Consider the following 24021-nt stretch of genomic DNA (forward strand, 5'->3'; position numbering starts at 1 on the left):
CTGTGCCCGGTCCCCCCGTGGGACCGGGCACAGCTGCCCGGATTCGGCGGGCGGGTCCGTCAGAGGGAGTCGAGGTCCAGCGCGTCGGCCATGGCGCGGTACCCGGCGTCACTCGGGTGCAGCTTGTCGCCCGAGTCGTAGGCGGGGCGGATGGCGCCGTCGGGTCCGGACACGGCGCGGTCGAAGTCGGCCACCGCGTCGTACTCGCCCGAGGTGCGGATCCAGTGGTTGACCGCCTGGCGCTTGGCCTCGTTGACCCCTGCCTCGTCGTCGTAGAACGACCCTTCGATCGGGGTCAGCGTGGCTCCGACCACTGTGATGCCCTTGGCGTGCGCCTGACGGATCAACGAGCGGTGGCCGTCGATGAGTTGCCCGGCGGAGACCTCCGGGGTGGGGCCGCCGGGAAACGTCGGACCACTGCCCCCGATGTCGTTGATGCCTTCCAGGACGATGACGGTGCCTACGCCCGGCTCGCCGAGCACGTCCTCCTTGAAGCGGGCGATGCCCTTCTCCCCGGCCCAGGACGTGTCGTTGGTGACCTGGTTGCCGCCGATCCCGTGGTTGAGGACGCCGCGGGGCTTCCCGGCGGCGGCGAAGCGCTCGGCGAGCTCGTCGGGGTAGCGGTTGTTCGCGTTCGGGGAGGAGCCGACGCCGTCGGTGATGGAGTCGCCGAAGGTCACCACCGCGTCGCGCCGCTCGGCCGTCCTGCCGCCGGTGACCTCGACGCCGGTGAGGTAGTACCAGGAGTCGCTGCTCTCCTCGAACGCCGCGCCGCCGCGGTCCGACCGGTGGTCGCCGTGGGCGCGGTAGCTGGTGGCGGCGGAGAAGTGGTGGAAGGTGGCCGGCCCGGTGGGCTCCGCCAGGTACAGCGTCACCGTGAGCGACTCCAGGGCCCTGACCTTGAGCGGCACCCCGTCACTGGTCGCCCGGCCGCCCGCGGGGATCGTCACCGAGCGCCCCTTGTTGAAGGACAGGTGCCGGACCGAACCCGGCTGTACGGCGGCGCCCTCGGCCGTGCGGGCCACCGTCGCGCCGGTGATGCGCAGCGGAGTGCTCCCGTAGCGGTTGGACAGCTCGATACGGGCCTTGGTGCCGCCGGTGGTGACCCGCACCACCTGGCGCACCGTGTGGTTGTCGAAGCCCTGCGGCGACCAGTTGGGCGCGAACGGCGCGGTCGGCGCCTGAGGGGAGGCGGCCCAGCCGCCCTGCCACTGCGCGCCGTGCCGTTCGGCGGCCGCGGGAGCGGCCGCGGCGGCACCGGTCGGACCGTGCGGTCCGACGACCGGCAGGACCGCCAGTGCGGCCGCCGTGAACAGTGCCGCGCCCGTACGCCGTAAGGAAGTTGTCGTTGTCATGCGTCCCGCCCCTGTCGATGCTTTCCGATGTCCGTGTCGTTGATCGCGTGCACGCGACAGGGTCAAGCGCTGAGCGTCTTCGGCTATTCCCCGCCACCGGTGCCGAACATCGCGTCCGCCACCGCCCAGAAGGCGTCCTCCGGAGCGCGGCCGCCCAGGGAGCGGTCCAGGTTGTTGGTCAGGAGGAGAGTGGCGAAGCCGTGTGCGATCGACCAGGCGGCGGTGCCGGTCAGTTCCGGGTCGCCGACGCGGTCGCCGGTGAGCCCGGCGACTTTGGCGCGCAGTCGCTCGTACGCACGTGCCTTCGCGGCCTGCAGCTCCGGGTCCTCGGCTCGCTGAAGGTCCGGCTGGAACATGACCTGGAAGTGCGCCGGGTGGGCGACTGCGAAACGGACGTACCGCACGCCGGCGTCGCGCAGGTCCGTCGCGTCGGACAGCGCAGCGGCCAGCAGGTCGTACCCCTCGGTGGCGATGGCGGTCAGCAGGCCCGTCCGGTCCTTGAAGTGGTGGGCGGGGGCGGCGTGGGAGACGCCCGCGCGGCGGGCGAGGTCGCGCAGCGACAGGGCGGCGGGGCCCTCGGTGCGGATGACGTCGAGCGCGGCGGTGAGGACGGCCCGTCGCAGGTCGCCGTGGTGGTAGGTGTCGCGGCTGGTCATGGCCAGCAGACTACGCCGAATCTAGACGTTGACAAGTTGAGTGGGGCGAGGCAATCTTGCCGATGTCTAGATGAAGCGTCGCGGTCGGAGGAGGAGCCATGGGCGGGCATGTCGTGGAACTGGGGCGCGTGCGGCAGATGTGGCACCTGCTGGAGCCGTTGCACGCCGTCCTCTACTACGCCCCCGAGGTCTTCGCGGAAGCGGAGAAGCTCGGCTGCGCGACGGACGTCCGCTGGCCGAGCTACTTCACCTGGCGCCGCGCGCCGCTGGGGGCCGTGGGCGCCGGGGTCGTGACCGCCGCGTTCTACAGCTTCAGCCCGCGCATGGTCGCGGAGTACGTCCCGGCGGGACCGGGCGGCGCCGACCCGGCCGACGCCCTGGCCGCACGGCTGCGCGGGATGGACGGGACGTACCGCGCCCTTTTCGGGGAGCGGGTCGACGGGCCGGAGATCGCCGAGGCCGCCGTTCTGGCCCGCCGGGCCGCCGAGGCCGCGGACACCGCGGGCCGGCCGCTCGCCGCCGCCAACGCCTCGCTGCCCTGGCCCGACGCCCCGCACCTCGTGCTGTGGCAGGCCGCGACCGTCCTGCGCGAGCACCGCGGCGACGGTCACCTCGCGGCGCTGCTCACCGCCGGACTCGACCCGGTCGAGGCGCTGGTGAGCTTCGCGGGGATCGGAGCGGCGTCGGCGCAGACGTTCCGCAGCCGGGGCTGGAGCGACGAGGAGTGGACGGCCGCGCGGGAACGGCTCGTCGCGCGCGGGCTGCTGGACGCCGGGGGCGCCGCCACCGGGGCGGGACGCGCGCTGCGCGCCGAGGTCGAGCGGGTCACCGACGAGCTGGCCGCCGCGCCCTGGCGGGCCCTCGGGCCGGAAGGGACCGCGCGGCTGGGGGAGTTGCTGGGGCCGCTGTGGGTGGAGGTGCTGGGCTCGGGGCTGTTGCCGTCCGAGAACACGCTGGGCATCGGCAAGGTGTAGTACGCCCGTGGGATTCTGGACGGCATGCATACCGACGCGCCCCGACGGACCGCCTGGATACGCACCCCGACGCGGGTGCGCGCGTTCCGGGCGGCCCTCCCCGCAGCCGCCCTGTCCGCCGCTCTCGCCGTCACCGGCTGCACACCGGAGGCGGTGGGCGGAAACGACGGCGGCCGGAAGCCGGGCGCGGCCGGCTCGGCGCTCGCCGCCGCCGAGGCCCTCACCGTCAAGGGGCGCGCGCCCAGGACCGGTTACGAGCGGGAGGCGTTCGGCAGCGCCTGGGCGGACACCGACGACAACGGGTGCGGGACCCGCGACGACATACTGAAACGCGACCTGGCCGACGTACGGATCAGGCGCGGCGGCGGAGCGGACTGCGAGGTCGCCGCCGGAACGCTCACCGAGGACCCGTACACCGGGCGGCGCGTGGAGTTCGTGCGCGGACGCAGCAAGGTCGACATCGACCATGTCGTCGCCCTCTCCGACGCCTGGCAGAAGGGCGCCCAGAAGTGGCAGCGCCGCAAGCGGGTCGCCTTCGCCAACGACCCGCTCAACCTGCTGGCCGTCGACTCCTCCGCCAACCGCCGCAAGAGCGACGGCGACACGGCGACCTGGCTGCCCGCGAACAAGGCGTACCGCTGTGTGTACGTGGCCCGGCAGGTGGCCGTGAAGAAGAAGTACGAGCTGTGGGTGACCGGCGCAGAACGGGACGCCATGCGGCGCGTGCTGTCCCGCTGCCCGGGCGAACGACTGCCCGCCGCCGGCGGCCCGACCGACGCCCCGGCCCGCTTCGGAGGCTGAGGGCCGAGGTGGTGGAGCGCCGAGGTGTCGCGGCCCTGTGGGGTTGGAGCGCTGAGGCGTTGGGGCGCTGTGGTGTGAGGCGTGCGGCGTTGAGGCGCGTCCGCGCGCGGAAAAGTGTCCGGCCCACTCGCGGGGGGTGCGCGAGTGGGCCGGACGGTCTGTGGTGGGGCCGGGTAGTGCTGGTGGTGCGGGTGGTCAGAGCTTCAGGTCCCACTGCGAGGCGTCGTGGGAGAAGTCCGGGGAGATCTCGACGACCAGGTTCTCGGCGTCGGCCGGGGTGTCGAAGGCGTACACGGCGGTGGCCTTCTTGCCCGGGGCGAGCGTGCCGGTGAAGAGTTCGCCGACCTTCTCGTCGAAGATCTGCTCGGCCTTCACGCCCTCGGCGCCGGCGCGGGCCTCGGCGGTGACGAGCGCGGCGTCGAACTTCTTCGTGCCGGCGTTGTCGATGACGACGGTGACCTTGTAGGCCTTGTTGCCCTTGGTGTGCCCGATGGCGTACTCGCCGGGGGTGTACGGCTCCGGGGCGGACGCGGTGACGGTCAGCTTGTCCTCGTAGACGGCCGAGTCACCGGCCGCCAGCGTTTCGGCGTCCTCGCCCGCGGCGCCACCCTTGCCCTTCTTGCCCTTGTTCTTGCCGTCGCTCTTCGCGCTGCCGTCGCCCGACTCCTTGGTCGCCGACGAGCTGCTGGTCGCCTTGTTGATGTCGTCCACCGCGTCGTCCACGGCCTTGAAGAGGATGACCGCGCCGACCACCGACATGATCAGCGAGATCAGGCCCAGGATGGCGCCCGCCAGGGCGACGCCCTTGTTGGTGGCCCCGCCGCGCTTGGCGCGGCCCCGGCCGGCCAGGCCCATGACCAGGGCGATGATGCCGAGGATGCCGGCGAGCCAGAAGAAGAACGGGATCAGACCCGACAGCGCGCCGATGATGCCGAGGATCAGGGCGGCAGTGCCCAGGCCGTTGCGGGCCTGCGCGGCCGGCGTCGGAGCCTGCGGGAACTGAGGCTGCTGCGTGTACTGAGACATGGATGTCCTCCGGACAAGGGGTGTGCGGGACTGCCTTGCCGCCCCGTTCTGCTGCGATGGGTCAATCACAGCAGAGCTTGTGAACCGAGTCAACACGATTCACGCATCCACTTGGGTTCACGTCGTGAAGCGGGCTGTCTTGTGTGCGCGGGTATGCTCGGTGCACAAGCAGGTGCAGGTGTACGAGGGGAGCCGGCCGGTGTCGGACAACGCAGCAGAGGTGACCGCCGCCGGAATCGCCCGGCTCGCCGGGGTGGGCCGCGCCGCCGTGAGCAACTGGCGCCGCCGCCACCCGGACTTCCCCAAACCCGTCGGCGGCACCGAGACAAGCCCTTCGTTCGCCCTCCCGGCGGTCGAGCAGTGGCTGCGCGACCAGGGGAAAATCGCCGAGGTGCCGCTGCGCGAGCGGGTCTGGCAGCAGCTCGCCGGCCACCCGGCGGGCGCCGTGACCGCCCTGATCCACGCGGGCTGCGTGCTCCTGCTCGTACGCGACAGGCCGACCGCGTGGCTCCAGCTCTCCGCCGTCTCCGACGAGAAGCTGGCCGCACTCCTGTCGCCCGCGCTGGGGGAGGTCCTCGCCCCCCGCTTCGGCCCGCACCGGGCTGTTCACACCCCGGACGCGTCCGCGCTGGTTCCCTCCGTACCTCTGCTGCGCGCCACTGCTGAGCTGGCCGCCGAGCTCGGCGCGCGCCAGACGTACGAGTTCCTGCTCGGCCGCCACCTCGACGCCAACCCGCGCCAGTACACCCTCACCCCGCCCGGCCCCGCCGCCCTGATGGCGGCCCTCGCGGGCCCCGCCCGTACCGTCCTCGACCCGGCCTGCGGCACCGGCACGCTGCTGCGCGCCGTCGCACAGGGCGCCGGGGCCAAGTCCACCGACGCGCAGTCCGACGGAGCGGGCCCCGCCGGCGCCCAGGACGGGCGCGCCCTGCACGGCCAGGACAGCGACCCCGACCTGGCCGCCCTCGCCGCCCTGCGCCTCGCCCTGCACACCGAGAGCGGCGGCGGCCAAGTCCGCGTCGCCGCCGCCGACTCCCTGCGCGCCGACGCCTTCCCGCGGGTCGCCGCCGACGCCGTGCTCTGCCACCCGCCGTTCAACGAACGCAACTGGGGCCACGACGAGCTGGCCTACGACGCCCGCTGGGAGTACGGCTTCCCGGCCCGCACGGAGTCCGAACTCGCCTGGGTCCAGCACGCACTGGCCCGGCTGCGCGAGGGCGGTACCGCCGTCCTCCTGATGCCGCCCGCCGCCGCCTCCCGCCGCTCCGGCCGCCGCATCCGCGCCGACCTGCTGCGCCGGGGCGCCCTGCGCGCCGTCGTGTCGCTCCCGGCCGGCGCCGCGCCCCCGTACGGCATCCCGCTGCACCTGTGGGTCCTGCGCAAGCCCGCGCCGGGCGGCCGCCCGTCCCACGAACTGCTGCTCGTCGACACGGCCGACCTCTCCGCCGCCGGCCGCGACAAGCTCGACTGGCAGGCCCTGCACAGCGCCGTCCTCGACACCTGGCAGACCTTCGACCGCGACGGCACCGTCGCCGGACGCCCGGGCGTCAGCCGCTCGGTGTCCGTGATCGAGCTGCTCGACGACGACGTGGACCTCGCCCCCGCCCGCCACCTGCCGCCCCCGGCCGCCGGCGGAGGCGCCGCCGAACTCGCCGTCGTACGGGAGCGGCTGGCCGAGACACTGCGGCAGACCACCGCGCTCACGCCCCCGGCGGGGGAAGCCGCGCGACCACCGCGCTGGCCCACCACCACCGTCGGCGAACTCGCCAGGGCGGGCGCCCTGGTGCTGCGCGCGGGCGGCGCGGGAGCCGGTTCCGGGGAACGGGTCCTCACCGAACAGGACGTGCTCGGCGGGGCTGCGCCCTCGGGCAGCCTCCCCGAAGGCCCGGCGGAGGACCCGGTGCTCGTCGAAGCGGGCGACGTGGTGGTGCCCGTGCTCGGCGGCGGCTCGGTCGTCCGTGTCGTCGACGACACGACCGCGGGCGCCGCCCTCGGCCGCAGCCTCCAGCTGCTGCGCCCCGATCCGGCGGCCCTCGACCCCTGGTTCCTCGCCGGCTTCCTGCGCGGCACCGCCAACAACCGCCAGGCCAGCAGCTACGCCTCGACCTCCACCCGGCTGGACGTGCGCCGGCTCCAGCTGCCCCGGCTGCCGCTCGCCGACCAGCTCCAGTACGGCGAACGCTTCCGCACCCTGGCGGAGTTCGAGGACGCCCTGCGGCAGGCGGGACGCCTCGGCGAACAGCTCGTGCAGGGGCTGTACGACGGCCTGACGGACGGGACCGTACGGCCGCGGTGAGTCGCGAGTGAGTCACGAGAACACGGCGGAGTGAGCCGCGCCACATCGGATCCGTACAACCCGTGGGCCGTTGTCGGTGTCGGTGTATACGCTCAAAGCGCTTGGTCGAGCGCGTGCCGCACCGAGTGTCTGTCCCCACGTACGTCTCACCAGGTCCTCAGGAGCAGCCATGCACGGCTCCGGCACCACGCCGCCAGTCCGCACTGACGGCGCCGTCATCACCATGCGCGTGCTGTTCCCCATCTGCGCCGTGTTCAGCTGCGGCGTCCTGTCGTGCGTGCCGCTGTTCCGCATCGCGATCCTGCGCGGGCGCTGGTACGACTGGGCGGCCGCGTGGGCGAGCATCCCGGTGGCGATCACGGCCTTCGCCGTCGTCGGTTCGCTGCCCGAGGGAGACGTCAGGACCGACATAGCGCTGTCCTGCATCCTGATCCTCGGGGCCGCGACCGCCGGGTACTTCCTGGTCTTCGACATCCGGCACTACGCGCGGCTCGGGGCCGCCGACGGGCCGCACTCCGTCACCGGGCCCCGTGCCCCCTACGGTCCGTACGCCCCGCAGGTACAGCCCCAGCCGCAGCAGCAGCCGTACGGGCAGGCTGCCCCGCCGCGGTACGGCTACCCGAACCCGTACGCCAGCACCCCGGCGGTCAACCCGTCCCCGGCCCCGCCGCACCACCAGCCACAGCCGCAGCCCCAGCAAGCGCCCCCACAGCAGCCGCACTCCCACGAGCACCCCCACCAGCATCCGCCCCAGCAGCCCCGCCGCGTGGACCAGGTCCGGGCCGAGCTGGACGAGCTGAGCGACCTCCTGCGCAAAGACCAGCGGGGTGACCGGGACCGGTGAACGGACGGATCATCGCGGGGCGTTACGAGCTGTCCAACATCATCGGCCAGGGCGGCATGGGCCAGGTCTGGACGGCGTACGACCAGCGCCTCGACCGCCGTGTCGCGGTGAAGCTGCTGCGCCCCGACCGGATGGCCGCCGCCACCGCCGCCGACGAGATGCGCCGCCGCTTCGTGCGCGAGTGCCGGGTCACCGCCCAGGTGGACCACCCGGGCCTCGTCACCGTCCACGACGCGGGCAGCGACGACGACGACCTCTACCTGGTCATGCAGTACGTCAAGGGCTCCGACCTCGCCGACCACCTCGCCGAGCACGACCCGTACCCCTGGCCGTGGGCCGTCGCGGTCGCCGCCCAGCTGTGCGCGGTGCTGTCCGCCGTGCACGCGGTGCCGATCGTCCACCGCGACCTCAAGCCGCGCAACGTCATGGTCAGGCCCGAAGGCACGATCACCGTCCTGGACCTCGGCGTCGCATCCGTCCTCGACACCGACACCACCCGTCTCACCCACACCGGCTCGCCCATCGGCAGCCCCGCCTACATGGCGCCCGAGCAGGCGATGGGCGGCGCGGTCGGCCCGTACACCGACCTCTACGCCCTCGGCGTCCTGATGCACGAACTCCTCAGCGGCAACGTGCCCTTCGCCGGCTCCACGGTCCTCGGGGTCCTGCACCGCCACCTGTACGAGCCGCCGCTGCCCGTCCGCCAGCTCCGCCAGGACATCCCCGAGCCGCTCGAAGCGCTGGTCCTGCGCCTGCTCGCCAAGGACCCGCAGCACCGCCCCTCCTCCGCCCAGGAGGTGTACGAGGCGCTGGCCCCCCTGCTGCCGGCGCACGGTGGCGCACCGGCGGGACCGCTCGACCCCACGCGCCCGTTCCTGCGCCCGCACGCCCCCTGGCCCGACCGGGCCACCGCCCCGCCCGCCGCCCAGCCCACCCCCGCGCAGGCCCAGCCCGACGTCGCGGGCGCGGTCGACGAGGTCAAGCAGCTCCTCGGCGAGGGGCGGATCACCCAGGCCGTCGACATCCTCGGCGGCATCCTGCCGGCCGCCGCCGCCCAGCACGGCGAGCGCTCCCCGGTCGTCCGCATCCTGCGCAAGCAGTACGCCGCGACGCTGCTGGACGACGGGCAGTACCGCCGCGCACTGCCCGAGCTGCGCCGCCTCGCGGACGACCGCGCCGCCGAGGCGGGCCTGGCCGACCCGCAGGCGCTCCAGTTCCGGTACGACGCGGCGCAGTGCCTGGAGCAGCTCGGCGAACCGGCCGCGGCGCTCGCCGAGTACCGCGGCCTGCTGCCCTACTTCGAGAACCAGTACGCGGGCGGGACGCCGGCGACCGACGCCACCGCCCGCGCCTTCGACATCCGCCACCGCATCGCGAACCTGCTGCTCGCGATGGGCGACCACGCCGCCGCGCACGCCCAGTTGCAGGGCCTGCTGTACGACGCCGAGCTCGCGTACGGCCCGTACCACCCGCTGCCGGCCGAGGTGCGCCGCGCGCTTGACCGCCACCAACGGATGCGGGACGTCTGAGCGTGCGGGCGGGAGGCCCGACGGTCAGCGCGCCCGCAGGAAGGCGGAGGTCGCGACCCGGCCCACCAGGGTGAGCCTGCTGTCGCCGCCCGCCAGGTGCTTGTCCAGCGCGTCCTTGACGCCGGGCCAGCGCGCGTCGCCGTAGTCGTCGAGGACGACGACCGCGTCCGCGGCGGCGATCCGCTCCACCCATTCCAGGTCGGCGAGCACGCCCTCGAAGGAGTGGTCGCCGTCGACGACGATCACGCCGTACTCACGGTCGGAGACCTCCGCCCGCACCTCCGGGTCCCCCGAGAACCCCTGCCGGACGCGCGCGCCGGTGCCCGGACGGCCGCCGCCGAGCGCCAGGTTGGCCCGTACGACGTCCTCGCGCACCGGCGTGCCGGTCGGCTCCTCGTAGTCGCTCGTGCCCGGCTGGAGCTGCGAGCCGGCCAGCGGATCGACGATCGTCAGCGTCGCCTCGACGCCCGTCCGGTGCAGCATCCGCATCAGGGCGGCGGCGAACAGCCCGTGCAGCGTGCCGATCTCCAGCACTTCGAGCCCCGGTGTGCCGTTGTCCTCGCTCGTGGGCCGCGCGAGCAGCGGGACGGTGGCGAGCTTGCCGCACACGTTGGACGTACCGCCCGCCATCCTGCCGACGCCCAGCGCCTCCAGAGCCACCACGTTGCGGTAGGCGACGGTCACGTTGCGCCGGGCGCGCTCGCCCGCGCCCGTCGTGGCCTCCACCTCCTTCACGAGCCGGTCGATCTGGTCGGGCGTGGGCATGCGGTGCTGGCCGCGACCGGTGCGGTCGAGGAGCATGGTGAGGCCGTGTTGTTTCCGCCGCAGTTCGGTGACTTCGCGGCGGAGCCCCGCGGTGTGACGTGAGATGCGCTGGTCGACGAGCACGGCGACGGGGCGCAGGGCCCACTTCGTCAGCCGGTTGCTCAGCAGAGATGGCATGCGGATTCGCCTCTGGCCTCGGTCCGGGTGGGGGCAGGCGGCCGACCGTACGCCGCGGCTCATGCCGTGCGGGCCACGAGCCGGTGGTCGTGGGGTGAAGTCTTCGTGTGCCTCGTGCGACGCCGGGCCGCGGCACGCGGCGCCACGGCCACGCCGAGGAGCACGAGCAGCGACAGGCCCCCCACCGCTCCGCCGAGGCGCAGTCCCGGCGGGCTGAACGCGCAGCTCACCACGGAGGTCCGGCCGTCCAGGGGGACGGCGACCAGCCCCAGGTAGGAGCCGGCGGGCCGCGCCGCGGCCCCGTCGGCGCGGCAGCTCCAGCCGGCGATGCGCGGCACGGCGAAGACGGCCGTTCCCCGGGTGCCGGGCGGCAGGGTGGCCCGTACGCCGCTGTCGGTGACGCGCACCGCGCTCGCGCCCGAGGACCGCAGGCCGTCCACGGCGGTGGCCAGCCGGTCGCGGTCCAGGCAGCCGACGCTCCGCAGCGGCAGCCCGTCGGCCCCCCTGCCCCGCAGGGTGATCGCGACCCGGCCGTCCGGTGGCACGGCCCCGAGGGGCTGCAGGGCGGCACGGCGCGCGGGGACGCGCCCGCGCAGCTCGGCCTGCGTACCGGCGCGGGCGCCGTCGAGCCGCGCCGTACCGGAGAACCCGGGGGCCCAGAGGTACACCTCGCTGCCCGCGGGGCAGGTGGCGGTCAGCGTGCCGTCGCCGCCGTCACCGCCGTCGATCCCCTCGGCGCGCAGCGCGGCGGGCGGCAGGGTGTAGACGCGGGCGCCGAGGAGCTTCTCCTGGTTGCGGAAGGGCGAGGCGACGAAGCGCGGCTCGGGGCCGGGCGGGCGCACGGTGACCAGCCGGGGCACGGCGGCGCGCGTCACCGTCACCTCGCGCTCGTCGGGCCGCGCCCCGGGCTGGTGCGGATCGCGCGGCATGCGCACCCGCGCGCCGACGGCGAACAGGGCGTCGGTCACCGGGTTGTCGAGGCTCTGCACGGCGCGGCCGTTGGAGGTCCACCCGGCGCCCAGGGCGGCCAGGGTGCGGGTGAGGACCTCGGGGGTGTGGCTGCTGTAGTACGCCGCGCCCTGGCCGCCCACGGTCAGCGGGTCGTTGGCGGTGGTCTGCTCCCGGCCGGGCTCGGTCCGGTACGCGGGCCAGCCGTCGGCCTCGGCCACGGCGTCCGCCTGGATCTGCTGCCGGCTGCCCCACGACGCGTAGTCGTCGAGGCCGGCCAGCCGCCGGCGGTCGGCGTACGCGGTGGTGAGGGCGGCCTGCGCGGCCAGGGCGCCGGCCAGCAGGAGTGCGGCGGCCACGGTCGGGGCGCGGCGCGGGCGGCGGGGGGCGGCCGTGACACCGGATGCGGTCCCGCCGGCCCCATCGGGACCCCGGCTCTCCGCCCGCCGCGCGAGCAGCACCGCCCCCGCCGTCGCCGCCACCCCCGCCACCACGAGCGGGTACGTCCAGGACGTGATCCGGGGACTCGTCGCCGCGCCCGCGGACAGCAGCGCGACCACGGCCGTGCCGCCGAGCAGGGCCCGCCGCCCGGGCCAGCCGTACGAGAGCGACACCCAGGCCGTGATGACCAGCACGCCGGCGAGCACGAACGTCTGCCGGTACGGGCTGCCGTTCGGCGTGGCGAAGACGTGCCACACCAGGTGCGTGGGCCCCCACTGCATCGACACCGCGACCGCGACCGCGAGCAGCGTCCACGCCCACCGCTCGCGCCGGGGCGCCGCCCGGTGGAAGACGAGCGAGCCGGCGAGCACCAGAGTGCCGGCGCCGACGAAGCCCGCGGGCGTGAAGAAGCTGTACGTCGCCGGGAGCGCCCGCGCGAACACGTCCGGCCAGTCCGACGGCGCGAACTCCCGCGTCCACCCCGGGTAGGCGTGCCGCGACCCCATGAAGACGACGGCCAGCAGGGGCGCCGCGAGCCCGATGCCGAGCACCGTGGTGCCGGCCGCGCGCAGCAGTGCGCCCAGCCGCTCCCGTACCGGCGCCGGGCCGTCGGCGGTCAGCAGCCGCAGCAGCAGGACGAGCGCGGCCCCGAGCGTCGCCATGTACGCCGTGTAGAAGTTCGCGGTCCACGCCAGGGCGACGACCAGGGGCCCCAGGACGCGCCGGCGGCCCGTACGCGCCCACTCGCCCACCTGGCACAGCAGCGGGAACGCGATCAGGCCGTCCATCCACATCGGGTTGTAGACGGCCTCGGTGACCGCCCACCCGCACAGCGCGTACGACGCGCCGAGCACCCCCGCCGCCCACCAGGGCCCGTCCCCGCCCGCGCGCCGCAGGGCGAGCAGCAGCACGGACATCGCGGCCGCCGCGACGGCCGTCTTCAGCAGGGTGATCACGTACACGGCCAGGTCGATCTCGTCCCGGGGGAAGAGGCCGACGAGCAGGGCGAACGGGCTGCTGACGTACGTGCCGACGTCGGGCAGGAAGCTCGTGCCGTAGCCGGACTGCCAGTTGACCAGCACCCCTCCGTCCGCGCGGCCGTGCAGCAGGTCCCACAGGCGGGCGTGGTACGGCACGAACTGGTTGCCGAGGTCATTGACGGCGCGCGTGCGCGGACCGAAGGGGAAGGAGCGGGCGATCGCGTCACCTGCGCACACCGAGACGACCGTGACGAACGCCGCCAGCGCCGCCGCACGGCCCCGGGCCGCTTCCGTAATCGACATGGTGATCCTTCTACTGCGCCCGATATCGAATAAGCCAGCATGTGACAGAAAAAGAGATCTCCATGACACCGGTGTAGGTCAAAGGCACCCAAATAGCGGTGAGTTCACCTGTTGGTGGCCGACACGTCATGTGGAGAGTCGCCCTCCGCCATATCGAGCGGCTGTCCTTTGCCTCAACTGCCTCACCAGTGCGCCCGACGAGGGAGAGCCGTGCTCATCTCGATTGTCGTCCCGTGTTTCAACGAAGAGGAGATCATTCGCCGCTTCCACGAGCACGTGACGGAAGAACTCGGCAGCCTCGGCCACCCCGTCGAACTGGTCTACGTCGACGACGGAAGCAAGGACCGTACGCTCGCGATCCTCCAGGAGATCGCGGATTCCGACCCCCGCACGCGCTATGTCTCCTTCAGCCGCAACTTCGGCAAGGAGGCGGCGATGCTGGCCGGTCTGCGCCACGCCTCGGGCGACGCCGTCGTCATCATGGACGCCGACCTCCAGCACCCGCCCGCGCTGGTACGCCGCATGGTGGCGCTGCACGAGCAGGGCTTCGACCAGGTCGTCGCCCGCCGCACCAGGAAGGGCGACCGGGTCACGCGTACGCTTACCGCCCGTGCGTACTACCGGCTCATCAACCGCCTGGTCGACGTCGAACTCGTCGACGGGGTCGGCGACTTCCGCATGCTCTCGCGCCGCAGCGTCGACGCCTTACTGGAACTCACCGAGTACAACCGCTTCTCCAAGGGTCTTTTCGCCTGGGTCGGATTCAGTACCGTCACTTTCGAGTACGAGAACGCGGTGCGCGAGGAAGGCCGCTCGAAGTGGACTTTCTCCAAGCTGCTCAACTACGGACTCGACGGCCTCATCTCCTTCAACGACAAGCCGCTGCGGGCGGCGCTCTATCTCGGTCTGCTGCTGGTCGCCGTCGCCATGGCCTATTCGACATGGATCGTCGGTGTCGCCCTTGTGAACGGCGTGGAAACCCCGGGATTCGTGACGCTGCTCGTCGCGGTGACCGCACTCGCCGGCGTGCAGATGCTGATGATCGGCGTCGTGGGCGAATACGTGGGCCGTATCTATTACGAGGTGAAACGGCGGCCGCACTTCCTGGTGAAGGCGACGAACGTGGCAGCGGCGACGCCGGACGCGCCCCCGCGACGGCCCGGCCGGGAGCTCGTACACCGATGATCCGTCGCCAGCTGATCAGGTTCGCCGCGGTGGGCGTGGTGAACACGGGGACGTACTACGCCTGCTACCTGCTGCTGCTGCCCTGGCTTCCGTACGTCGCCGCGCACGTCCTGGCCTTCGCCGTCAGCATGGTCGGCTCGTTCTTCCTCACCTGCCGCTTCACGTACAACACGCGCCCCACCTGGCGGAAGTTCCTGCTCTTCCCCCTGACCAACGCGGCGAACTTCGTCATCACGACCAGCGGCGTCTACCTGCTCGTGGACGTGCTGCGGCTCGACAGCACGTACGCCCCGCTGGTCGCCGCGGCGGCCGCGATCCCGGTGACCTTCGTCGTCTCCCGCATGATCATGCTCGGCGGACCGGCCCCGGATGCCGAGGCCGGCGGCGACAGCGCATCCACGAACACGCGCGAATCGTTGGGCGAATCAGTGGCCCGGACCACTCCGACTGCCTAACATCGATCACCGCAAGGTCGTTCGTCGCACTTTCGTTGCCATGCCGCACGATCACCGCCGGGAGGCACCCTTTGCACCGCCGCCGTCGCACCGCGCTCTCCCTCTCCACCGCGCTTCTGATCGCGGCGCCGCTCCTGGCCGCGTGCGGCAACGAGGCGCATCCAGGAGCCGCTGCTGTCATCGGCGGCGGCCGTATCGAGGTCGCCGCCCTCCAGACGCAGGTCAAGGACGTGCGCCAGGCCCAGCAGACCTCGCCGCAGTCCGCCCAGCTCATCGGCTCGACCGGCCAGCTCGGCCGCGCCAAGCTCTACGACATGATCGTGGACCGGATCGTGGTGCGGGCGGCGGACGACGCCGGGGTGAGCGCGAGCCGCAAGGACGTCCAGCGGGCGCGGGCCGACGCGGCCCAGCAGGCCGGCGGCGACGAGCAGCTCGCCGCGATGTACCTCCAGCAGCGCGGCGTCGCCCCGGACCAGATCGAGGACGCCCTGCGCAGGGACGTACTGGTCGGCAAGCTCGCGGAGAAGATCGGCGCCACGAACACCCCGGAGGGCCAGCAGAAGGTGAACGCGGCGTTCGTCGAGGCGTCCAAGGCGCTCGACATCGACGTGAACCCGCGCTACGGCACCTGGAACGACGAGAAGATGCAGCTCGGGGACTACAAGACGCCGTGGATCACCCAGGTGACGAAGGAGGAGGAGGCCCCCGCCGAGGCGGGCGCCTAGGGCTCCGCCCCGGGTGTCGTACCGGCGAGGTACGTTCGACGTGTGACCAGCGAAGCATCCGCACCCGCACCGGCCGCCCCCGGCCGCATCGTCCTCCTCACCGCGAGCCACCGCGTCGCGCCGGGACTCCTGTCGTGGCCCGCGTGGCAGACGCTGCGCGCCGCCGACCGCGTGCTGTGCGCCGACGCGGGGCACCCGCAGCTGCCGTACCTCCGGGAGGCGGGCGTCGCCGTCGAGCACGCCGCCCCGACCGCCCGCGAGCTGGTCGACGCGTGCGAGGGCGACCGCACGGTGGTGGTCCTCCCGTCCGGCGAGGGCGACCAGGCCCTGACCGACGGCCTCGCCCGGCTGGCGGGCTCGGGCCGGGTGCAGATGCCCGACCTGGAGCTGCTGCCCGGCTCGTACGATCTGCCCGGCGCGCGCCTGCTCGACCTCGTCCAGGTCATGGACCGCATCCGCCTCGCATGCCCGTGGTCCTCGCAGCAGACCCACAAGGGGCTCGCGAAGTACGGCATCGAGGAGGCGTACGAACTCGTCGAGGCCATCGAGGACGGTGACCGCGAGGAGCTGCGCGAAGAGCTCGGCGACGTACTCCTGCAGGTCGTCTTCCACGCGCGCATCGCCCAGGAGGGCCGCCCGGAGGACGGCGAGGAGCCCTTCTCGATCGACGACGTCGCCGGCACGATCGTCGAGAAGCTCATCCACCGCCACCCGCACGTCTTCGGCGACGACACCGCCGAGACCCCGGAAGAGGTCAAGGAGCACTGGCTCCGTACGAAGGCGATCGAGAAGCAGCGCGAGTCGGCGACCGACGGCGTCCCGCTCGGCCAGCCGGGCCTCGCCCTCGCCGCGAAGCTCGCCTCCCGCGCGCGCAACGCGCACCTGGCGGTCCCCCTCCCCGCGGGCGAGGGCATCGGTTACGAACTGCTGGCCATGGCGGTACGGGCGGAGCAGGCCGGCGTGGACCCGGAAGCCGCCCTGCGCGCCGCGGCCCGCGCCTACCGCGACGCGATCCGCGCGGCGGAGGGCCACCCCGGGTAGCCCCCGGCGCTCGCGCCGCGCGTCGTCCCCGCCGACGGCGGCCGAGCGCGTGGTGCCGACGGCGGCCGATACTGTCGGGACATGTCCGACCAGCCGCCTGCCGGCCCCATGCCCGAGCTCTTCACCTGGGAGTTCGCGACCGACCCCTATCCGGCGTACGCCTGGCTGCGGGAGCACTCGCCCGTGCACCGGACGGTGCTGCCCAGCGGGGTCGAGGCGTGGCTGGTGACGCGGTACGCCGACGCGCGGCAGGCGCTCGCCGACCAGCGGCTCTCCAAGAACCCGGCCCACCACGCCGGCACCGCGCACGCCAAGGGCCGCACGGGCATTCCGGGCGAGCGCAAGGCCGAGCTCATGACGCACCTGCTGAACATCGACCCGCCGGACCACACGCGCCTGCGGCGTCTGGTGTCGAAGGCGTTCACGCCGCGCACGGTGGCCGAGTTCGCGCCGCGGGTGCAGGAGCTGACCGACCGGCTCATCGACGGGTTCGCGGCGCAGGGGAGCGCGGACCTCATCCACGACTTCGCCTTCCCCCTGCCCATCTACGCGATCTGCGACCTGCTCGGCGTGCCCCGCGAGGACCAGGACGACTTCCGCGACTGGGCGGGCATGATGATCCGGCACGGCGGCGGGCCGCGGGGCGGAGTCGCGCGCTCGGTCAAGAAGATGCGCGCGTACCTCGCCGAACTCATCCACCGCAAAAGGGAAGAGCCGGGCGACGACCTGATCTCCGGGCTGATCCGCGCCAGCGACCACGGCGAGCACCTCACGGAGAACGAGGCCGCCGCGATGGCCTTCATCCTCCTGTTCGCCGGATTCGAGACGACGGTCAACCTCATCGGCAACGGCATGTACGCGCTCCTGCGCCACCCGGAGCAGCGCGAGCGCCTCCAGCGCGCGCTCACCGAGGGCGACACGCGGCTGCTCGCGACGGGCGTCGAGGAACTGCTGCGGTACGACGGGCCGGTGGAGCTCGCGACCTGGCGGTACGCCACCGAGCCGCTGAACCTGGGCGGTCGGGACATCGCGGCCGGGGACCCCGTGCTCGTGGTGCTCGCCGCCGCCGACCGGGACCCCGAGCGCTTCGGCGACCCGGACACGCTCGACCTCACGCGCCGCGACAACCAGCACCTGGGCTACGGCCACGGCATCCATTACTGCCTGGGCGCCCCGCTGGCCCGGCTCGAAGGGCAGACGGCCATCGCGACGCTGCTGCGGCGCCTACCCGATGTGCGACTCGCGGGGGATCCCGCCGATTTGCGGTGGCGCGGCGGCCTCATTATGCGGGGGTTGCGCACCCTTCCCGTGGAGTTCACCGCCGAAACGAAGTGACGCTACGTCAATTCGAGACCTTCACGTGATCTGCGCTGCATCGACTTGTGACAAACGTTCGAGTACCGCTACGTTCACCGTCAACCTCAGCCGTCACTCGAAAGGCAACCGCATGCGCTCCGGGAACGGTAGACACCGCCGCCCCCGTCAGGCTCCGGCTCTCGTCGTCGCGGCAGGAGTCACCGGATCGGCCATCGCCATCCCGCTGCTCGGCGCGAGCGGCGCGGCCGCCGCCGACGCCACGACCTGGGACCGGGTGGCCGACTGCGAGAGCGGCGGCATGTGGAGCGCCGACCTCGGCAACGGCTACTACGGCGGGCTGCAGTTCTCCCCGGAGACCTGGCAGAAGTTCGGCGGTACGGCCTACGCGCCGCGCGCCGACCTCGCGAGCCGCTCCCAGCAGATCCAGGTGGCCGAGAAGGTCCTCGCCGAGCAGGGGCCCGCCGCCTGGCCCAGCTGCGCGCTCATCTCGGGTCTGACGGAGGGTGACGACGACGCGTCGGCCGACGGGTCGGCTGCCGGGTCGGAGAATGACGCGCCGGCCACGGCGAAGTCCGAAAGCCCCGACGCCCCGAAGTCGGCCGAGGCGCCCGCCGGGGCCGGTTCTTCCGGCGAGGACGGGGCCGCGTCCGGGTCCGTCAAGGCCGACCGGTCGGCAGGGACCTCGCGGAGCGGCAGCGGGGCGCCGGACGGCGACTCCAAGGACCCCGCGAAGCCGTCCGCCGGTGAGCCGGCCGCGAAGAAAGAGGGGGGCGAGGAAGCCGCCCCGAAGGGCAAGCACCGCGGCGAGAAGGCCCGCGAGGACGACACGGTCGTATCCGACGAAGCGGGCATTGAGCGCGAATCGGGCCGTCATGCCTCGCGAGGTGACGGACCGGCACGTGACGACGCCGCCGGGGCCGAGGGTGCCGGGCGTGCCGACGGGACCTACACCGTGCGCACCGGCGACAACCTCACCACCATCGCCGACGTCCACGACGTACGCGGCGGCTGGACGGCGCTCTACGCCGGGAACGAGGAGACCGTCGGATCCGACCCGGACCTCATCACGCCTGGCCAGAGACTCGATCTGGGCTGATTTCGGGGGGTAGTTCGGGCCGCTATGTCCGTATTGGAGCAAGTGAGACAAGGGTCTCTTTGCCTCAACTCACGTGCGCGGCCCGGACGATCCCGTCCCGCCACCTCTGACCTGCGCAGACAGGGGCCGGGGGAGGGGCGGGAAGGGCGATATCTCCCTGATGAGCCTTTTTGAACATCAAGGGTTCATGTGTTTACGGTCGGACCGCTCGCCACCGCGGGCCCCGTCGACCGTCACGCCGAATCCTGCCGTCGGTCGGGGGGAACCGACGCGTAAAGCGCCGTAGGCAGGAGCGGGGGACCCAGGTAGGCGCCGGGCCCGGACGTCGAAAGACGCGACGGGAACGGCTTGGGGTTAAGCCGCGCGACGCAGGTCGCGCGCCGGGCACTCACTTGGCCCGAACCCGACAGCTCACCTCGTAGGCGTCGGTGAGGAGATGTCGCATGCTGTTTTCCGGCAAGGCCAAGCACCGTCGCCCGTCGAAGGCCACTCGTATCGCCACGCTCGCCGGTATCACCGGCGCCGCGGTCGCCGTACCGCTGATGGGCGCGACCTCCGCCTCCGCCGCCTCCGTCGCGACCTGGGACGCTGTCGCCCAGTGCGAGTCCGGCGGCAACTGGTCCATCAACACCGGCAACGGCTACTACGGCGGCCTGCAGTTCTCCGCCTCCAGCTGGGCCGCCGCCGGTGGCACGCAGTACGCCCCGACCGCCGACAAGGCGTCCAAGGCGCAGCAGATCGCCACCGCCGAGAAGCTTCTCGACCTGCAGGGCCCGGGCGCCTGGGCCTGCGCCGGCGCCGGCGGCCTGACCAACGACGGCGTCGACCCGGGCGTCGACACCTCCGGTTCCTCCCCGCAGCAGGCCGAGCCCGCGCCCAAGCAGGAGCAGGCCGCCCCGCGCGCCGCCGAGCAGCCGGCCTCGCGCAGCGAGGTCCGTACCGCTCCCAAGGCCGAGCAGCCCGCCGCCCCGAAGTCCTTCGAGAAGGGCGACGGGGAGTACAAGGTGAAGTCCGGCGACACCCTCGGCAAGATCGCCGAGGCGAACAAGGTCAAGGGCGGCTGGGAGAAGCTCTTCGAGCTGAACAAGGACATCGTCGACGACGCCGATGTCATCTACGTGGGCCAGCAGCTCCACCTGAGCTGACCCGGCATCACACCGTGAGCACCCCGGCCCGGCGCGTTCTCCCCCGTACGCGCCGGGCCGGGGTTTTGCCGTTACTGCCCAGTACGCCGCGCCGGTCCGCCAAGTCGTCCAAGAGTTTCGTCCTCAATTGCGGGTATTCGGGGCTCTTCTCGTCCCAGGGGGCGGGCGAACGGCCGATCGACGCCCCCGAGCCGGTTAGGCTCTTGTCGCAAGGCGAAAGTGACCCTGCACCCCTAGCGTCACATCCCAGAAGGAGATGCTCGTGCCGTCCATCGACGTCGTCGTAGCCCGGGAAATCCTGGACTCCCGAGGCAATCCCACGGTCGAGGTCGAGGTCGGCCTCGACGACGGCAGCACGGGTCGTGCTGCTGTTCCGTCCGGTGCCTCCACCGGAGCGTTCGAGGCCATTGAGCTTCGCGACGGTGACCCGAACCGCTACCAGGGCAAGGGTGTCGAGAAGGCCGTCCTCGCCGTCATCGAGCAGATCGGCCCGGAGCTCGTCGGTTACGACGCCACCGAGCAGCGCCTCATCGACCAGGCCATGTTCGACCTGGACGCCACCGAGAACAAGGCGTCCCTCGGCGCCAACGCCATCCTCGGCGTCTCCCTCGCCGTCGCCCACGCCGCCTCCGAAGCGTCCGACCTGCCGCTCTTCCGCTACCTCGGCGGCCCGAACGCGCACCTGCTGCCCGTTCCGATGATGAACATCCTCAACGGTGGGTCGCACGCCGACTCCAACGTCGACATCCAGGAGTTCATGATCGCGCCGATCGGCGCCGAGTCGTTCTCCGAGGCCCTGCGCTGGGGCACGGAGGTCTACCACACCCTCAAGTCCGTCCTGAAGTCCAAGGGCCTGTCCACCGGCCTCGGCGACGAGGGCGGCTTCGCGCCCAACCTGGACTCCAACCGCGCCGCGCTCGACCTCATCCTCGAGGCCATCAAGCAGGCCGGTTACGTCCCGGGCGAGCAGATCGCGCTCGCGCTCGACGTCGCCGCGTCCGAGTTCTACAAGGACGGCGTGTACGAGTTCGAGGGCAAGTCCCGCTCGGCCGCCGAGATGACGGAGTACTACGAGGAGCTCGTCGCGGCGTACCCGCTCGTCTCCATCGAGGACCCGCTGTTCGAGGACGACTGGGCCGGCTGGAACACCGTCACCGCGCGCCTCGGCGACAAGGTGCAGCTCGTCGGTGACGACCTGTTCGTCACCAACCCCGAGCGCCTGGCCCGCGGCATCGAGGAGAAGTCGGCCAACGCCCTTCTCGTCAAGGTCAACCAGATCGGTTCGCTGACCGAGACCCTGGACGCCGTCGAGCTGGCGCAGCGCAGCGGCTTCAAGTGCATGATGTCGCACCGCTCCGGTGAGACCGAGGACGTCACCATCGCCGACCTCGCCGTCGCCACCAACTGCGGCCAGATCAAGACCGGCGCCCCGGCCCGCTCCGAGCGCGTCGCCAAGTACAACCAGCTCCTGCGCATCGAGGAGATCCTCGACGACGCGGCCGTGTACGCGGGCCGCAGCGCGTTCCCCCGTTTCAAGGGATAAGCACAGCAAGGGATAAGCACAGCAAGGGCTGAGCACCGCAAAAGGGCTGAAAGCCTCAGCCTCCCTACGTCCCCGCACCCGGTCCCGTACCGTGTGCGGGGACGTACGCGCGTACAGGGGAGACGGGAGAGACATGGCCGGGAAGAACCGGGACCGGTTCTCCACCACCACCAGGATCCGGCTGCTCGGCGAGCAGACCGCCGCCCGTGTCTACCGCTCGCAGACGCGCCGTCAGGCCCGCCGCTCCCGGCTCACCGGCCGGGCCGCGCTGCTCGTGCTGGTCGTGTGCTCGCTGGTCGTGGCGCTCGCCTACCCGATGCGGCAGTACGTGTCGCAGCGCGGCGAGATCGCCGACCAGCAGCGCAAGATACGCGAGGCCGGCCGGCGGGTCGAGGAGCTGCGCGACGAGAAGGCCCGGCTCAAGGACGACGCGTACGTCGAGCGCCTGGCCCGCGAGCACCTGCATCTCGTACGGCCCGGCGAGACGGGGTTCACCGTCATCGACCCGCACGCCCGCGACCAGCGCCGCGAGGACCAGGGCGGCGCCGACCGCCCCTGGTACAGCAACCTCTGGGACGGCGTCGACAAGGCCGACCGCGCCACCCAGCAGTAATCACCAGTCACCACCGAACACGAAGGCACGAACGCAACGATGGACGCCGCACCCCCGACCACCCCGCGCACCGAGCCCACCGACGCGGACATCGACGCGTTCAAGCTCCAGTTGGGCCGCCCGCCGCGCGGACTGCGCGCCATCGCGCACCGCTGCCCCTGCGGACAGCCGGACGTGGTCGAGACGGCCCCGCGCCTGGAGGACGGCACGCCGTTCCCGACGCTGTACTACCTCACCTGCCCCCGCGCGGCCGGCGCGATCGGCACCCTGGAGGGCTCGGGCCTGATGAAGGAGATGCAGGACCGTCTCTCCGAGGACCCCGAGCTGGCCGCCGCCTACCGCGCCGCCCACGAGGACTACATCCGGCGCCGCGACGCCGTCGAGGTGCTCCAGGGCTTCCCGAGCGCGGGCGGCATGCCGGACCGCGTGAAGTGCCTGCACGTCCTGGTCGGCCACGCGCTGGCGGCCGGACCCGGCGTGAACCCGTTCGGCGACGAGGCGCTCGCGCTGCTGCCCGAGTGGTGGGCGAAGGGGCCGTGCGTGACGCCGTGCGGCGGGGACGACAGCGGCCAGGAGGACGGCAAGTGACGAGCACCCGGGTCGCCGCGATCGACTGCGGCACCAACTCCGTCCGCCTCCTGGTCGCCGACACCGACCCGGCGACCGGCGAGCTCGTCGAGATCGACCGCCGGATGCGGATCGTGCGGCTCGGCCAGGACGTCGACCGCACCGGCCGGCTCGCCCCCGAGGCGCTGGAGCGCACCTTCGCGGCCTGCCGCGAGTACGCCGAGGTCATCAAGACGCACGGCGCCCAGCGGACCCGGTTCGTCGCCACCTCCGCCTCCCGCGACGCGGAGAACCGCGACGACTTCGTACGGGGCGTACTCGACATCCTGGGCGTGGAGCCCGAGGTGATCACCGGTGACCAGGAGGCCGAGTTCTCCTTCACCGGCGCCACCAAGGAACTGACGGGCCGCGCGGACCTCACCGGGCCCTACCTCGTCGTGGACATCGGCGGCGGCTCCACGGAGTTCGTCGTGGGCGACGACCGGGTGCGGGCCGCCCGCTCCGTGGACATCGGCTGCGTACGGATGACCGAGCGCCACCTGGTGCGCGACGGCGTCGTCTCGGACCCGGCCGCCCCCGACCGGATCGCCGCCGTACGGGCCGACATCCGGGCCGCGCTCGACCTCGCCGAGGAGACCGTGCCGCTGCGCGAGGCGCACACCCTCGTCGGGCTCGCGGGGTCGGTGACGACCGTGGGCGCGATCGCGCTGGGCCTGAGCGCGTACGACTCGGCGGCGATCCACCACTCCCGCGTCCCGTACGAGCGGGTCAGGGAGATCACCGGCGAGCTGCTGGCCGCGACGCACGACGAGCGGGCCGCGATCCCGGTCATGCACCCGGGCCGGGTTGATGTGATCGGCGCCGGAGCTCTCGTCCTGCTGGAGATCATGGAGCGCACCGGGGCCCGGGAAGTGGTGGTCAGCGAGCACGACATCCTCGACGGGATCGCCTGGTCCATCGCCTGACGGAAGAACTTCGTGAAGTTCTTCACAAGGAATTGGGGCCTCTGGGCCTACGAATCAGGGACCAATGGCCCTCCGGAGGCCCAACTCCGGGGGGCTGCCCGCATTTCGGACGGCTTGGAGAGCGTCACGCCGGGATGAACCGGCCCCGTGGCCCGCCGGTGGTACAGCCGCCGAAACCCGCCATGCGTCCAGCTCACGGGGGGTTTTCAACGTCCTGCCGTACACCCTGGTTCCCCCGCCGCGCCATGACCTGGATCACGTGGGCGGCGGAGTG

General features: G+C 72.7%; 21 protein-coding genes and 1 riboswitch. Of the genes, 16 read left to right on the plus strand and 5 right to left on the minus strand.

Features of this window, described 5'->3' with window-relative positions:
- Positions 1 to 59 precede the first annotated feature (59 nt).
- Both IE185_RS13610 and IE185_RS13615 read right to left on the minus strand, forming a co-directional pair.
- Entirely contained in the window at positions 60 to 1355 is a 1296-nt protein-coding gene (locus tag IE185_RS13610; protein WP_138896603.1) for an SGNH/GDSL hydrolase family protein, read from the minus strand.
- 83 nt (positions 1356 to 1438) lie between these two features.
- A complete protein-coding gene (locus tag IE185_RS13615) occupies positions 1439 to 2011 on the minus strand; it encodes a TetR/AcrR family transcriptional regulator (protein ID WP_138908200.1) in 573 nt (190 codons plus the stop codon).
- A gap of 98 nt (positions 2012 to 2109) precedes the next feature.
- Here IE185_RS13615 and IE185_RS13620 point away from each other — a divergent pair, with 98 nt between their 5' ends.
- Positions 2110 to 2985, plus strand: coding sequence for an SCO6745 family protein (locus tag IE185_RS13620; RefSeq protein WP_138898777.1), 876 nt, complete (start codon positions 2110 to 2112; stop codon positions 2983 to 2985).
- A gap of 24 nt (positions 2986 to 3009) precedes the next feature.
- Positions 3010 to 3786, plus strand: a complete 777-nt coding sequence (locus IE185_RS13625; RefSeq protein WP_138898778.1) for an HNH endonuclease family protein — start codon at positions 3010 to 3012, stop codon at positions 3784 to 3786.
- A gap of 195 nt (positions 3787 to 3981) precedes the next feature.
- Here IE185_RS13625 and IE185_RS13630 read toward each other — a convergent pair whose 3' ends face one another.
- On the minus strand, positions 3982 to 4812 hold the full coding sequence (locus tag IE185_RS13630) for a DUF4190 domain-containing protein (protein WP_138898779.1): 831 nt from the start codon (positions 4810 to 4812) through the stop codon (positions 3982 to 3984).
- Positions 4813 to 5011: 199 nt separating this feature from the next.
- Between IE185_RS13630 and IE185_RS13635 the strand changes: the two genes are divergently transcribed.
- From IE185_RS13635 to IE185_RS13645, 3 genes are all read left to right on the plus strand, one after another.
- Positions 5012 to 7108 (plus strand): N-6 DNA methylase, encoded by a 2097-nt coding sequence (locus IE185_RS13635; RefSeq protein ID WP_189715296.1) that lies wholly within the window; start codon positions 5012 to 5014, stop codon positions 7106 to 7108.
- Positions 7109 to 7277: 169 nt separating this feature from the next.
- Entirely contained in the window at positions 7278 to 7952 is a 675-nt protein-coding gene (locus IE185_RS13640; RefSeq protein ID WP_189715209.1) for a hypothetical protein, read from the plus strand.
- Entirely contained in the window at positions 7949 to 9481 is a 1533-nt protein-coding gene (locus tag IE185_RS13645; protein ID WP_189715211.1) for a serine/threonine-protein kinase, read from the plus strand. The genes IE185_RS13640 and IE185_RS13645 overlap by 4 nt, the downstream gene beginning before the upstream one ends.
- A 24-nt stretch (positions 9482 to 9505) precedes the next feature.
- Here IE185_RS13645 and IE185_RS13650 read toward each other — a convergent pair whose 3' ends face one another.
- Together IE185_RS13650 and IE185_RS13655 are read right to left on the minus strand one after the other, a co-directional pair.
- Complete coding sequence (locus tag IE185_RS13650; RefSeq protein WP_138899227.1) at positions 9506 to 10423, minus strand: class I SAM-dependent methyltransferase; 918 nt, start codon at positions 10421 to 10423, stop codon at positions 9506 to 9508.
- A 59-nt stretch (positions 10424 to 10482) separates the two neighbouring features.
- Positions 10483 to 13095 carry a YfhO family protein gene (locus tag IE185_RS13655; protein ID WP_189715213.1) on the minus strand — a complete coding sequence of 871 codons (2613 nt, stop codon included), beginning with the start codon at positions 13093 to 13095 and terminating at the stop codon, positions 10483 to 10485.
- A 210-nt stretch (positions 13096 to 13305) separates the two neighbouring features.
- Here IE185_RS13655 and IE185_RS13660 point away from each other — a divergent pair, with 210 nt between their 5' ends.
- The 11 genes from IE185_RS13660 to IE185_RS13710 all read left to right on the plus strand — a co-directional run bounded on the left by IE185_RS13660 (position 13306) and on the right by IE185_RS13710 (position 23747).
- Positions 13306 to 14280, plus strand: coding sequence for a glycosyltransferase family 2 protein (locus tag IE185_RS13660; protein WP_138897500.1), 975 nt, complete (start codon positions 13306 to 13308; stop codon positions 14278 to 14280).
- Complete coding sequence (locus IE185_RS13665) at positions 14277 to 14735, plus strand: GtrA family protein (protein WP_138897499.1); 459 nt, start codon at positions 14277 to 14279, stop codon at positions 14733 to 14735. Before IE185_RS13660 ends, IE185_RS13665 begins: the two co-directional genes overlap by 4 nt.
- Positions 14736 to 14806: 71 nt before the next feature.
- Positions 14807 to 15460: a SurA N-terminal domain-containing protein gene (locus IE185_RS13670; protein ID WP_138897498.1), complete on the plus strand. Its 654-nt coding sequence runs from the start codon at positions 14807 to 14809 to the stop codon at positions 15458 to 15460.
- Positions 15461 to 15502: 42 nt separating this feature from the next.
- Positions 15503 to 16501 (plus strand): nucleoside triphosphate pyrophosphohydrolase, encoded by a 999-nt coding sequence (locus IE185_RS13675; RefSeq protein ID WP_138897497.1) that lies wholly within the window; start codon positions 15503 to 15505, stop codon positions 16499 to 16501.
- An 81-nt stretch (positions 16502 to 16582) separates the two neighbouring features.
- Positions 16583 to 17836, plus strand: coding sequence for a cytochrome P450 family protein (locus IE185_RS13680; protein ID WP_138897496.1), 1254 nt, complete (start codon positions 16583 to 16585; stop codon positions 17834 to 17836).
- 112 nt (positions 17837 to 17948) lie between these two features.
- Positions 17949 to 18914 (plus strand): transglycosylase family protein, encoded by a 966-nt coding sequence (locus IE185_RS13685; RefSeq protein ID WP_138897495.1) that lies wholly within the window; start codon positions 17949 to 17951, stop codon positions 18912 to 18914.
- A 268-nt stretch (positions 18915 to 19182) separates the two neighbouring features.
- A riboswitch (cyclic di-AMP (ydaO/yuaA leader) is annotated at positions 19183 to 19354 on the plus strand.
- Between the two features lie 3 nt (positions 19355 to 19357).
- On the plus strand, positions 19358 to 20059 hold the full coding sequence (locus tag IE185_RS13690) for a LysM peptidoglycan-binding domain-containing protein (RefSeq protein WP_138897607.1): 702 nt from the start codon (positions 19358 to 19360) through the stop codon (positions 20057 to 20059).
- Between the two features lie 262 nt (positions 20060 to 20321).
- A complete protein-coding gene (eno, locus tag IE185_RS13695; protein WP_138897606.1) occupies positions 20322 to 21602 on the plus strand; it encodes a phosphopyruvate hydratase in 1281 nt (426 codons plus the stop codon).
- Between the two features lie 133 nt (positions 21603 to 21735).
- Complete coding sequence (locus IE185_RS13700; protein WP_138897605.1) at positions 21736 to 22215, plus strand: FtsB family cell division protein; 480 nt, start codon at positions 21736 to 21738, stop codon at positions 22213 to 22215.
- Between the two features lie 39 nt (positions 22216 to 22254).
- Positions 22255 to 22803, plus strand: coding sequence for a DUF501 domain-containing protein (locus tag IE185_RS13705; protein WP_138897604.1), 549 nt, complete (start codon positions 22255 to 22257; stop codon positions 22801 to 22803).
- The gene (locus IE185_RS13710) at positions 22800 to 23747 is read left to right on the plus strand and encodes a Ppx/GppA phosphatase family protein (protein WP_138897603.1); all 948 of its coding nucleotides are present in this window, start codon (positions 22800 to 22802) and stop codon (positions 23745 to 23747) included. The genes IE185_RS13705 and IE185_RS13710 overlap by 4 nt, the downstream gene beginning before the upstream one ends.
- Positions 23748 to 24021 lie beyond the last annotated feature (274 nt).

The organism is Streptomyces chryseus, assembly GCF_014650755.1.
Classification (GTDB): Bacteria; Actinomycetota; Actinomycetes; order Streptomycetales; family Streptomycetaceae; genus Streptomyces; species Streptomyces chryseus.